This is a genomic window from Paraburkholderia sp. (genome assembly GCF_050742655.1).
GTDB lineage: Bacteria > Pseudomonadota > Gammaproteobacteria > Burkholderiales > Burkholderiaceae > Paraburkholderia.
In genome coordinates this window covers 1-12,532 of the sequence record NZ_JBOIGG010000033.1, presented here as the reverse complement: position 1 = coordinate 12,532, position 12,532 = coordinate 1, and the positions used below count along the sequence as shown (strand labels likewise).

10 protein-coding genes are annotated in these 12,532 nt (G+C 63.9%); 7 read left to right on the top strand and 3 right to left on the bottom strand.

The features are described 5' to 3' along the window. Positions 1-71 precede the first annotated feature (71 nt). Positions 72-614, bottom strand: a complete 543-nt coding sequence (locus ACREXZ_RS29245) for a fimbrial protein (RefSeq protein ID WP_431767623.1) — start codon at positions 612-614, stop codon at positions 72-74. A gap of 482 nt (positions 615-1,096) precedes the next feature. Between ACREXZ_RS29245 and ACREXZ_RS29240 the strand changes: the two genes are divergently transcribed. Then, complete coding sequence (locus ACREXZ_RS29240) at positions 1,097-1,981, top strand: EAL domain-containing protein (RefSeq protein ID WP_431767622.1); 885 nt, start codon at positions 1,097-1,099, stop codon at positions 1,979-1,981. A gap of 101 nt (positions 1,982-2,082) precedes the next feature. Here ACREXZ_RS29240 and ACREXZ_RS29235 read toward each other — a convergent pair whose 3' ends face one another. Next, entirely contained in the window at positions 2,083-2,520 is a 438-nt protein-coding gene (locus tag ACREXZ_RS29235; protein WP_431767621.1) for a nuclear transport factor 2 family protein, read from the bottom strand. 93 nt (positions 2,521-2,613) lie between these two features. Beyond that, on the bottom strand, positions 2,614-3,132 hold the full coding sequence (locus ACREXZ_RS29230) for a GNAT family N-acetyltransferase (protein ID WP_431767620.1): 519 nt from the start codon (positions 3,130-3,132) through the stop codon (positions 2,614-2,616). 260 nt (positions 3,133-3,392) lie between these two features. Between ACREXZ_RS29230 and ACREXZ_RS29225 the strand changes: the two genes are divergently transcribed. The 6 genes from ACREXZ_RS29225 to ACREXZ_RS29200 all read left to right on the top strand — a co-directional run bounded on the left by ACREXZ_RS29225 (position 3,393) and on the right by ACREXZ_RS29200 (position 12,278). Next, positions 3,393-4,616 carry an MFS transporter gene (locus ACREXZ_RS29225; RefSeq protein WP_431767619.1) on the top strand — a complete coding sequence of 408 codons (1,224 nt, stop codon included), beginning with the start codon at positions 3,393-3,395 and terminating at the stop codon, positions 4,614-4,616. Positions 4,617-4,893: 277 nt separating this feature from the next. Next, positions 4,894-5,763, top strand: a complete 870-nt coding sequence (locus ACREXZ_RS29220) for a TetR/AcrR family transcriptional regulator (protein ID WP_431767618.1) — start codon at positions 4,894-4,896, stop codon at positions 5,761-5,763. Positions 5,764-6,041: 278 nt separating this feature from the next. After that, the gene (locus ACREXZ_RS29215) at positions 6,042-8,537 is read left to right on the top strand and encodes an acyl-CoA dehydrogenase (RefSeq protein WP_431767617.1); all 2,496 of its coding nucleotides are present in this window, start codon (positions 6,042-6,044) and stop codon (positions 8,535-8,537) included. 54 nt (positions 8,538-8,591) lie between these two features. Further along, positions 8,592-10,013, top strand: a complete 1,422-nt coding sequence (locus ACREXZ_RS29210) for a 3-oxoacyl-ACP reductase (protein WP_431767616.1) — start codon at positions 8,592-8,594, stop codon at positions 10,011-10,013. Between the two features lie 2 nt (positions 10,014-10,015). Beyond that, positions 10,016-10,936 (top strand): MaoC/PaaZ C-terminal domain-containing protein, encoded by a 921-nt coding sequence (locus ACREXZ_RS29205; RefSeq protein WP_431767615.1) that lies wholly within the window; start codon positions 10,016-10,018, stop codon positions 10,934-10,936. A 40-nt stretch (positions 10,937-10,976) separates the two neighbouring features. Beyond that, a complete protein-coding gene (locus ACREXZ_RS29200) occupies positions 10,977-12,278 on the top strand; it encodes an acetyl-CoA C-acetyltransferase (protein ID WP_431767614.1) in 1,302 nt (433 codons plus the stop codon). Positions 12,279-12,532 lie beyond the last annotated feature (254 nt).

The window sequence follows — 12,532 nt, the reverse complement described above, 5'->3', positions numbered from 1 at the left end:
TCTCGTTCGCCTTGATATTTTTGCAACCGGCACCGCGAAGGGTGCCGGTTGCCACCCCGTAACGTCGTCTGTTACTGATAGACGATCGAATACATGACGGTCGTGTTGACCGTACCTGCCGTCGAAGCACCGCCCGTTGCGACGTATTGCGCGAAGTACTTGAGCGTCGCCGCGCCGCTAGCCAGCGCAACGGCCTTCGAGTTCTGCGACGCTTGCGCCGCACCCAGCGTGACCACGCTGCTGTCGCCGTTGAGCAGGCCGACTTCGACGTTGGTCGCCGTACCCGACGCGTTGACCAGTTGACCGGTCGTCGTGTCGACAGTCGCGCCCGGCTCGAAGTACGTCGAAACGTTGCCCGAGTTCGGCGTGCAGTTCGAGAGCGCGATATTGAACGGCGTACGGCCTGCGGTCGTGCCCGCGGTGGCCAGTGCCGAGGTCGACACGGTCGGCAGCGTGACCGTGAAGTTCTTGCCGCCGCCGTTGCCGCTGATCGTGCAGGTCTGGCTGGTGATCTGGCCGGTAAACGTGATGGTGCCGTCCGCAGCTTGCGAAGCGACCGGCATGGCCGTTACTGCGGCGATTGCAGTAAGGATGCCGAAGCGTGTGAATTTCATGACTATTCCCGTTGATGAGTGGTGCTCGATATTGAAAGCGTATATGGCCGACTCTGTGATGAGCGTCGCACCGCACCGATTCAGCCACGACGCATTGTCCGGGACGGGATAATTTCGAACCTTTAACAAATGCAATATTTTCTTCGCGATGCTTTAAATAACGTCAAACCTCGCGGCTGCGGGCTGAACCCGCTATTAAACCCGCGCTCCGATTTCATTCCTGGATATGAGGAAATGACGACCGTTATCACCGCGCGACCGGCATGGTGCCGTGCGAAGACCTGTGCCTGAACCCCTCAGGCAGCAGGCTCATTTGACTATTTTTAAAACTTAACAAAGCTTATTTGACATTGATTATGAGATTGAAAAACAGTAAAAAAATATAGTCGACCACGGGTTAACCAGGCCGCTTTGGCGGTCGCATTGAGTTCAGGCCGAGCGTGGCTTTCGAGTCCCCTTGAGCGAGCAAAAAGGAGCGTGGTATGTATCAGAAGAAAGATTTGCCCGCCCGGCTAGCCGCTAGCGACGTGATTTCTTCGCAGGCTGGTGAAGCACTTGCCGGCGCGAACCTGATCGATAGAGTCATGAAGGGATTGAAGACCGACGAATTTCGTGTCGCCTTCCAGCCTATTGTTCACGCGCAGACCGGCACGTTGTCCGGGGTGGAATGCCTGCTGAGATGGTCGCATCCGGACTATGGCGTCCTTCTGCCCGGAAGCTTCCGCCATGCATTCGACAACGTCGATGTCGCGCGCGAAACCAGCTACTTCGTTCTCGAGACCGTGTGCCAGCAACTGGCGAACTTGCGGAAGTCCGGCATCGATGCACCGGCTCACGTCGCGGTCAACATCCAGCCTTCGCAACTGGTCGACGATGCGCTTAGCGAAAAGATAAAAGCGATCACGGATAAACACGCGGTCGATCCGTGTCTGCTCGAACTCGAACTGATCGAAACAGAGGATGTCGCGAAGATACTGGCCGTGCACGAGTTCACACGATCGCTCAGACGACTCGGCGTGCGCCTCGCGATCGACGACTTCGGTACCGGCTTTTCATCGCTAACGACGCTCGACCGGATGCATATCGATACCGTCAAGCTCACGCGTGAATTCCTGCAGGGCATACCCGCGTCGCCACTCGCGTGTACGGTCGTGAGTACGATACTGGATCTGTTTGCGCGTCTTGGGATTGCCGCGGTCGCGGAAGGCGTGGAGACTCGCGAGCAATTGCGCTGGCTGGCGCAACGCCCCGAGATCCTCGTGCAGGGGTATTACATTGCGCCGCCGAGAGCGACCTTGCCCGAGGCGCTACAGGGCCAGCGGTCTTTTACGCGGCGCCCTTCCGTCAGTCCACGAGGACAGCGCTGACACGCTGCCGGAGAATCTGGTGAACACGACCGTGTAGCTGATACTGGTCGCGGCCAGCACGCGCTGCGCGGCACTGCAGGTCGATACGCGTTCGGCCATGATCAGCGCGCACTCCCGTTTGCCGTCGCCGCCGCCATCAGCGACTTGAACCCCACCCATCCCCAGTACACGCGATGATGCGTGATGAGTCCGTCCGCGACGTCCATCACCTCGACGAGATCGACCTGATCGCCCTGCGGCGTCTCGCGCGGATATTCCCAGGTCAGTTGCCGGCCATTCGAAAAGAACGTGCCTGTTCTATACCAGCGACCGAGACTGCTTTGCAGTTTGCGTAGCCCCGCGTCGAAGAAATCTCGAATCTCTGGTTTGCCGCGAAGCATGCCGTCCGACTTCTCGGGCAAGGTCACGACGATCAACGGTGTTTCGAGAATGGCGTCTTCCGCATAGAGCGCCATCAAGCCTTCGAGATCACGGGCAACGACCGCCCTATGCCATTGCTCATAAATGTTGAGAATCTGCGGATCGGTATTTGCGTTCATGGGCTCGTGCGTTCAGGAGGAAATTGCCCCCAGCTTAGCGGTGCAACTTCCCCTGACGTTTCGACGCGGATCGAAGTGAAACTGCAGCCCGCGTCACGCCCCTTCCGCACGCACGAGCTGGTAGCGAACATAGCCGTCCGCGTCGGCCCGAGCATCCGGCGCGCAACGCATGCCGAGCTTTTCGGCGACGCGCCGCGAAGCGGCATTGCGTTCGGCGATGCCCGCGACGACTTCCGTCAATCCCACCGTGTCGAACGCATGATGTACGACCGCGAGCGCAGCCTCGCTCGCAATCCCGCGTCCCCATGTGTCGCGTACAAGACGCCAGCCGATCTCGACGTCAGGCCCCACCGCATCCTCCGGAATCAGTAGCACCCAGCCGACGAATCGCTCGGGCGCATGCCGCTCGAAAATCGACCAGTAGCCGAGCCCTGTCGGCCACGCATGCGTCGTTCGTTCCTCGACGAACCGACGATGCGCGACCGGGTCGTGCCACGGCCCGGGAATGTGGCGCGTCACGTCCGGGTCACGGTCCATCGCGATGCACGCCTCAACCTGATCGAGGGTCCGCGGACGCAACAGCAGCCGTGCGGTGTCCAGATGCGGCAGCATCGCTGCAGTCTCCTTTAACTGACATTACTAAATTCAAACAAAAATCTATCCTCATTAATACATATATTACATTTACCTAACTTTAAACAAAAATCAAACAGGTCCCGACCAGGGATTACTACCGATAAAACGCATTCATCCATGCGTTCGCTTAACGGTCGGCGTACACTCGCTTCAAACTCAAACGGGGTAAGGCGCAGCCGCCAAACGCGGCCCGCCGCTCATCACACGATGGAACCGGAGACTCAGGAGAACAATCAATGAGCTGGACTCGAGAACAACGAAACGTAACGATCGCGGCCTATCTGGGCTGGACACTCGATGCATTCGATTTCTTTCTGATGGTTTTCGTTCTGAAAGACATCGCGGGAGAATTCGGCACGGACATCAAGTCTGTCGCTTTTGGGATCATGCTGACGCTGGCGATGCGTCCAGTGGGCGCATTGATCTTCGGCTGGCTCGCCGACAAGTATGGCCGCCGTCCGACGCTGATGGTCAACATCGCGTGCTTCTCGCTACTTGAACTGCTGTCGGGCTTTTCGCCGAACCTCACCACTCTGCTCGTGCTGCGCGCGCTGTTCGGCATCGCGATGGGCGGCGAATGGGGCGTCGGCGGCGCACTGACGATGGAGACCGTGCCGACCAAAGCGCGCGGCTTCGTTTCGGGGCTGCTGCAGGCCGGTTACCCCAGCGGCTTTCTGCTTGCCTCGCTCGTCTTCGGGCTTTTCTACCAGTACATCGGCTGGCGCGGCATGTTCTTCGTCGGCGTAATACCCGCCCTGCTCGTGCTGTATGTGCGGGCGCACGTGCCGGAATCTCCCGCGTTCAAGACGCTCGAGAAGAAGCAGCGTCCGGGTCTCATCAAGACGCTGAGGCAGAACGTGAAGCTGTCGCTGTACGCGATCGTCCTGATGACCGCGTTCAACTTCTTCTCGCACGGCTCGCAGGATCTTTATCCGACCTTCCTGCGGGTCCAGCGTCATTTCGATGCGCATACCGTGTCGTGGATCGCGGTCACGCTGAACATCGGCGCGATCGTCGGCGGTCTGTTCTTCGGCTCGCTGTCGGAGAAGATCGGCCGCAAGCGCGCGATCTGTATCGCCGCGCTGATCGCGCTGCCCGTGCTGCCGCTGTGGGCGTTTTCGAGCACACCGTTCCTGCTCGCGACCGGCGCGTTCCTGTTGCAGATCTCCGTGCAGGGCGCATGGGGTGTGATTCCGGTCCACCTGAACGAAATCTCGCCGGACGAAATCCGTGCGACGTTCCCAGGCCTCGTCTACCAGCTCGGCAACCTGATCGCATCGGTCAACGGGCCGCTGCAGGCGGGCATCGCTGAAGCGCACGGCAACGACTACGCGACCGTGATGGCGACCGTGATCGGCATCGTCGCGGTGGTGATCGCCATCTTGATCTGGTTTAGTCGTGAACGCCGCGGCATAGATATGACACAATCAGCAGAACAGGTCGTGGCGGCAGTCCATTAGCCGCGACCGGAAGTGAAAAGCCGGCGGGCACGACCCGCCGGACAACATTGCCAGCACGCCATACGAGGCCGTTCCGACTGATTGTCGGAACGGCCTTTTTCGTCTGCGGTCCGGAGTGCGTGCACGACAACGTGCCGCCCGATTTTTAGAGGAGTCTATCCACACACAACGCTTGCCCGCACGACCCTATCCTTTTTATCCTGAAAAAAACGGCTGTTTCAAATATCTATTTGAATCGCTTGTTTGCGGCCGGGCGACCGGCATTGGGAGACGCAACATGGCAGTTCGCACAACGGGCCGGCCCGCCGGCGACACGAAATCAAGAATCCTCGACGCCGCTGAAGCGCTCTTCATCGAGTGCGGCTATGAGGCTATGTCGCTGCGGCAGATCACCTCGCGCGCCGAGGTCAATCTCGCCGCGGTCAACTATCACTTCGGCAACAAGGAAGCGCTGATTCACGCGATGCTCTCGCGCCGGCTCGACCGGCTCAACGAGGAACGGCTGAAGCTGCTCGAGCGCTTCGACGCGATGCTCGGCTCACGTCTGACCTGCGAGCACGTGCTCGGCGCGATGTTTATCCCCGCGCTGCGGCTCTCACGTGAACCGCGGGTCGGTGGCAAGGCGTTCCTGCGTCTGCTGGGACGCGCGTACACGGACCCGTCGTCGTTCATCCGCGATTTTCTGGGTGCGCATTACGCGTCGGTGGCTGTGCGGTTCTTCGATGCGTTCCAGCGCGCGCTGCCGCATCTGCCGCGCGAAGAACTCGGCTGGCGCCTGCACTTCGCGATCGGTGCGCTGTCGGGCGTACTTGCCGGCACCGACACGGAAAGCCTCATCTCCGAGTTCTCGCAGGGCAAGAACATGAACGACCTGCAACTGATCGCGCGGCTCGCATCGCTGATGGTTGCGGCACTGAAGGCGCCGCAACCTGACGCAAGCCAGCTCGCCGCGTTCGCGGCCGTGCTCGGCGATGCAGCCGACGGCTCGCCGGACAGCGCCTCCGACGGCACCAGCACGCTCGCGTGCCCGATCGCGGCGGCTGCGATCGCGCAGACGGCCGTGCCGGTCGAACGCAGCAGTAGCGGTAACAGCAGCAGTGCACCGGCCGAAGGCGTGACCGCACAGGTCGTGCACGGCGCCGCGTGAAACCGCGAGCGGGCAACGCCGGCGCACGATCCCTGCGGCGTTGCTCGTGCCCGGCCGGATGAGCGGCCGCGCGATCTAGCGGTAGAGCCTGCGCAACGCCGTTCGCGGCAACGCGCAGGCAACTGATGTGCCGCTGATCGCGCCGGCCGCGCCGTCGAGGCCGGCCTGAACCAGACGACGGGCTTCGCGCCCGTCACAGCAGAAGAACACGCGCGCCGTCCGTCGTGGGGATACGCTCGCCCGCAGAAACAGAGACAGGAACAGAGGGAGGAATCGTCATGACGTGGTTCATCGTTGCGCTCGTGGTCGTCGGTGCGGCGCTCGTCTATCGCCGGGCACGCGCATCGTGGTGGCTTACCTTCATGATCGTCTGGGTCGCGGCCGCGCATCTGGCCGGCGCCCTCGCGCTGGGCACGACGCTCCTCGCGATCGTCTTCGTACTGCCCGCGCTCGTGCTCACGGTCAAACCGCTTCGCCGCGCCTGGCTGTCGCGTCGCGTGCTCGACACGTTCCGCAAGATCCTGCCGGAGATGTCGCCGACCGAACGCGATGCGATCGAAGCCGGCACGGTGTGGTGGGACGCCGCGCTGTTCTCCGGCAGACCCCATTGGGACACGCTGCTCGCGCACGGTCCGGTTACGCTCACGGCCGAGGAACAAGCGTTTCTCGACAACGAGACCGAGCGTCTGTGCGATCTCGCGAACGACTGGGAAACCACCACGGTGTGGCAGGACCTGTCGCCGCAGGCGTGGCAGTACGTCAAGGACAAAGGCTTTCTCGGGATGATCATTCCGAAGCAGTACGGCGGCAAGCAGTTCTCCGCGTACGCGCATTCGCAGGTCATCATGAAGCTCGCGACGCGCTGCTCCGCCGCGGCCGTATCGGTCATGGTGCCGAACTCGCTCGGTCCAGCCGAGCTGCTGATGCACTACGGCACCGACGAACAGAAGAACTACTACCTGCCCCGCCTTGCGCGCGGCGAAGAGATTCCGTGCTTCGCGCTGACGAACCCGTACGCGGGTTCCGATGCGGCCGCGATTCCGGATGTCGGTGTCGTCTGCAAGGGCACATTCGACGGTCGCGAGACGCTCGGTTTTCGTGTGACCTGGGACAAGCGCTACATCACGCTCGGGCCGATCGCGACGGTGCTCGGTCTCGCGTTCCGCGTGCACGACCCCGATCATCTGCTCGGCAACGACGACGAGCCCGGCATCACCTGCGCGCTGATTCCGACGCGTCATCCGGGCGTGAACATCGGCCGGCGCCACTGGCCGCTGAACGCAGTGTTCCAGAACGGCCCGAACTCGGGCAAGGACGTTTTCATTCCGCTCGACTGGGTGATCGGCGGACGCGCGCAGGTCGGCAACGGCTGGCGCATGCTGATGGAATGCCTCGCGGCGGGCCGCGCGATCTCGCTGCCGTCGTCGAACGTCGGGATGGCGAAGATCGCAGTGCGCGGCACCGGCGCATATGCCGCAGTGCGACGCCAGTTCCGCACCGCCATCGGCAAGTTCGAGGGCGTGCAGGAAGCGCTCGGCCGCATGGGCGGCAACCTCTACGTAATGGATGCCGCGCGTCGTCTGTCCGCGCACGCGGTCGATCTCGGCGAAAAGCCTTCGGTGATCTCCGCGATTGCGAAATACCACATCACCGAACGCGCGCGGAAGGTCATCAACGACGGCATGGACGTCGCCGCCGGCAAAGGCATCTGCATGGGCCCGTCGAACTTCCTCGCGCGTGCGTACCAGCAGGTGCCGATCGCGATCACGGTCGAAGGCGCGAACATCCTCACGCGCTGCCTGATCATCTTCGGCCAGGGTGCGATCCGCTGCCATCCATTCGTGCTGAAAGAGATGGCCGCCACGCGCGAACCCGACCACGCGAAGGCGTTGATCGATTTCGACGAAGCGTTCTTCGGTCATGTTGCATTCACGTTGTCGAACGTCGTGCGCAGCTTTGTCGACGGCGTGACGGGTGGCCTCCTGATCGCAAAGCCGCAGCGCGCGTATGCACCGCTCGCGCACTACTACCGCGCGGCGAGCCGACTCTCCACCGCGTTCGCCTTGCTCGCCGATGTGTCGATGTTCGTGCTCGGCGGCGATCTGAAACGGCGTGAGCGAATCTCGGGCCGGCTCGGCGACGTGCTGTCGCAGCTCTATCTGATCTCCGCGACGCTGAAGCGCTTCGAGGACGAAGGCCGCCAGGAAGCGGATCTGCCACTCGTGCGCTGGGGCGTCGAGGATTCGTTGTATCAGGCGCAGCACGCGCTCGACGGCGTGCTCGCGAATTACCCGAACCGCATCGCGGCGATGCTCGTGCGTGTGCTCGCCTTCCCGTTCGGCCTGCCGCATCGTGAGCCGTCCGACCTGCTCGGCACCGAGATCGCCGAACTGATGCAGACGCCCGGCGCCGCACGTGACCGGCTGCTCGCCGATTCGTACATCCCGCCGGTCGAAGTCGATGCACTCGGCTACGGCGAGCTGGTGTTCGCGCTGAACCCGCGCGTCACGCAGATCGACCAGAAGCTGCGCGAGGCGGTCAAGCGTGGCGAGATCGAGCCAATGCCGCAGAGTCTCCCCGATCTCGCCGGCTGGACCGAAACCGCCTTGCAGCGCGGCCTCATCGATGCGGACGAGCGCAAGACGCTCGACGACTACGCGCATTACGGCGCGATGGTCGTGAAGGTCGACGACTTCGATCAGGACTTCGGCCTGCTCGGCGATCTGCAGCGCCGCAAGGAAGCGCTCGACAAAGCAATGCAGCTTGCCGCATGAGTCGCCCACCGTGCACACTGACGTGATTGAACCTCGCCGGCGGAACAACGGACGATGAACGACTCCTACCTGAATTTCGTCAACTCGCCGCTCGGCGCGCGCCTCGCGCGCTCGCTCGGGTTGCCGAAACCCGAAGTGCTGCGCCGCTACCGCGAAGACGCGCCCGAATACGATGGCCTCGTCGCGGTCGGCGCCGGTACCGCGCCGCAGTTGCTCGATGCGCTCGCCGATGTGGTCGCGAGTACCGGCTTTACGAGCGTCGCGCACGAAAGTGCCGGGCTGTGGGTGCCACTCGCGAACCGCCACGGCTTGATGACCGGCCGGTTCGAGCCGGCCGAGCGCGGCTCTTCGGCACGCGTCGCGGCGCTCGTGTTCGATGCAAGCGGCATCGACGACAGCGTACGGCTCGATGCGCTCTATCAGTTCTTTCACGACACGTTGCGCTCGCTCGGCAAATGCGGCCGCATCGTCGTGCTCGGACGCACGCCCGAAACCTGCGACGATCCGCGCAGCCACACCGCGCAACGCGCGCTCGAAGGGTTGACGCGTTCGCTAGGCAAGGAAGCACGGCGCGGTATCACGTCGAACCTGATCTACGTCGCGCCGCATGCCGCGCATCGTCTGGAAGGGACGTTGCGCTTCTTTCTGTCGCCGCGCTCCGCATACGTGTCGGGTCAGGTGGTGCGGATCGAAGCGGACCCAACGAGAAAAGACGATGCAACGCCCGCGTCGTCCGACTGGACCCAGCCGCTCGCCGGACGACGCGCGCTCGTCACCGGCGCCGCGCGCGGCATCGGCGCGGCGATCGCGAACGTGCTCGCCGCACAGGGTGCACACGTAATCGGCATCGACATCCCGTCCGCGCACGATGCGCTCGCCTCGACGATGCGTCCGCTCGGCGGCACCGCGCTCACGTTCGACATCGCCGCGCCCGACGCGCCCGCGCAGATCGCCGCGGCGCTCGACGAGAACGGTGTCGACATCGTCGTGCACAACGCGGGCATCACGAAGGACAAGACCATCGCGAAGATGAGCGAGGCCGCGTGGCACAGCGTGATCGACATCAATCTCGGTGCGCAGGAGCGCATCGACGATGCGCTGCTTGCGGCCGGGACGCTGCGCGACGGTGGCCGGATCGTGTGCGTGTCGTCGATCAGCGGCATCGCGGGCAATCTCGGCCAGACCAACTATGCGGCGTCGAAGGCCGGCGTGATCGGTCGCGTGCAGAGCATGGCGCCGCGTCTGCGCGAGCGGCGCATCACGATCAACGCGGTCGCGCCGGGCTTCATCGAAACGCAGATGACCGCGAAGATTCCGCTCGCGATCCGCGAAGCCGGTCGCCGGATGAACTCGATGAGCCAGGGCGGCCAGCCAGTCGATGTCGCGCAGACCATCGCGTGGCTCGCGCAACCCGCGTCGGCGAGCGTCACCGGACAGGTCGTGCGTGTATGCGGCCAGAGCCTGATCGGAGCGTGACGATGAGCGAACCCTTCGGCGAGCCGGGCTACGACACCGGGCAACGCACGGAGCGCGCGAAGACGGTCGTCGTCGAGCGTCTCGCGCCGCCTGCGCAGCGCTATGCGCGCGCGCTGTCCGGCCTCTTCAAGCGCGGCCGCGCGACGCAGTTGCCTGCATTGCGTCTCGTGCGCCCCGCGGTGCCGCTCGAGTCCGCAGAGATCGAACGCTATGCGCGCGTGTGCGGCTTCATCCCCGAGCACGGGATGCCGCTCACCTACCCGCATCTGCTCGCGTTTCCGCTGCATCTGCAACTGCTGACCGATCCGGCGTTTCCATGGCCCGCGCTCGGGCTCGTGCATCTCGCGAACAGCGTGCGTCTGCGGCGACCGCTCGCGGCCGGCGACGTGCTGCGCGTCGAAGTCGAATGCGGCGCGCTGCTGCAGCACGACAAGGGCCAGGCGTTCGTGCTGCATTCGCGTCTGTATCGGCGAGGCGAAGCGGTGTGGGACGGCGACAGCGTGTACCTGAAGCGCGGCATTCCCGCGCGCGGCACCGCGCTCGCACCGCTCGAACTCGACCGCGACACGCTTGCGCGCCACGCGCGCTGGCAACTGCCCGCGCAATTGGGCCGCGACTACGCGCGCGTGTCCGGCGACTACAACCCGATTCACCTGACCGCGCTGTCCGCGAAGGCGTTCGGTTTTCCGCGCGCGATCGCGCACGGCATGTGGTCGCTCGCACGCGCGGCCGCAGCACTGCAACCGCCGAAACCGCTCGCCGAAGCGTCGCTCGCCGCCGAATTCAAGCTACCGATGCTGCTGCCCGGCGAAGCATCGCTATGGAGCGCCGCGCCGTCGCTCGTCGAGCGCGAGTTCGAAGCACGCGACAAGGCCGGCGAAAAACCGCATCTGCGTGGCCGTTTTCAATGGGTGCTGCAATGAAGATGCTGCAATGAGCGATAACAATCTCGAGGAGCCCAGCATGTCCCTCCCGCCTCCCGCCGTGCGGCGCGTCGCCATCGTCGGCGGCAACCGGATTCCGTTCGCGCGCTCGAATACCGCGTACGCGACCGCGTCGAATCAGGACATGCTGACGTTCACGCTGCAAGGCCTGATCGATCGCTTCAACCTGCACGGCGAACGGCTCGGCGAAGTCGCGACCGGCGCCGTCATCAAGCACTCGCGCGACTACAACCTCGCCCGCGAATCCGTGCTGTCGACTACGCTCGCGAAGGAAACCCCCGCGTACGACGTGCAGCAGGCCTGCGGCACCGGACTCGAAGCGGCGATCCTCGTCGCGAACAAGATCGCGCTCGGGCAGATCGAAGCAGGCATCGCAGGCGGCGTCGATACGACGTCCGATGCACCGATCGGCGTGAACGAACGGATGCGCAAGATTCTGCTCCAGGCGAACCGCGGCAAGACGACCGGCCAGCGTGTCGGTGCGCTGTCGCAACTGCGGCCTGGCATGTTCTTCAAGCCGCTGCTGCCACGCATCAGCGAGCCGCGCACGGGGCTGTCGATGGGCGAGCACTGCGAGCTGATGGCCAAGCGCTGGAGCATCTCGCGCGAGGCCCAGGACGTGCTCGCATACGACAGCCATCGCAAGCTGTCGGAAGCGTATGCGCGCGGCTTCCTGAACGACCTGATGACGCCGTATCGCGGCGTCGCGCGCGATAACAACCTGCGCAGCGATCTCACGCTCGAAAAACTCGCCGGCCTCAAGCCCGCGTTCGATCGCGATGCCGGCACGCTCACGGCAGGCAACTCGACGCCGCTCACCGACGGTGCATCGGCCGTGCTGCTCGCCAGCGAGGAATGGGCCGCGGCGCGCGGCCTGCCGGTGCTCGCGTACCTGAGCGCGTCGGAGACCGCGGCCGTCGACTACTTCGACAAAAAAGAAGGCCTGCTGATGGCACCTGCGTACGCGGTGCCGCGGATGCTCGCGCGCGCCGGGCTCACGCTGCAGGACTTCGATCTGTACGAGATTCACGAGGCGTTCGCTGCGCAGGTGCTGTGCACGCTCGAAGCATGGCAGGACGACGAGTACTGTCGCACCGCGCTCGGCCTGCCTAGCCCGCTCGGCCCGATCGATCGCGCGAAGCTGAACGTGAACGGCGGCTCGCTCGCAACCGGCCATCCGTTCGCGGCGACTGGCGGACGGATCGTCGCGGGGCTCGCGAAGATGCTTGTGCAACTCGACAAACCGGCCGGCACCGCGCGCGGGTTGATCTCGATCTGCGCGGCGGGCGGCCAGGGCGTTGTTGCGATACTCGAACGTTAGCGCCCGAATGTCCGCGCCGCGGTGGATCGTACCGTCAGAGTACGCGCGGCAACCGGCAGTCACGTCGTACAACATGATCGCAACTTCGTTGCATGGGACCGCAGTAAGTGCTGAAGCACCAACTGCCGTCGACAGCAACTATCTTGAGACGAGCAATGTCACGCGTCATGGAAGTCCGACTGCCAGGGAGTGTTGGAGCGAACCATTGCGTTAAGCGTGATGAGCAGTTTGCGCATGCAGGCGACAAGGGCGAC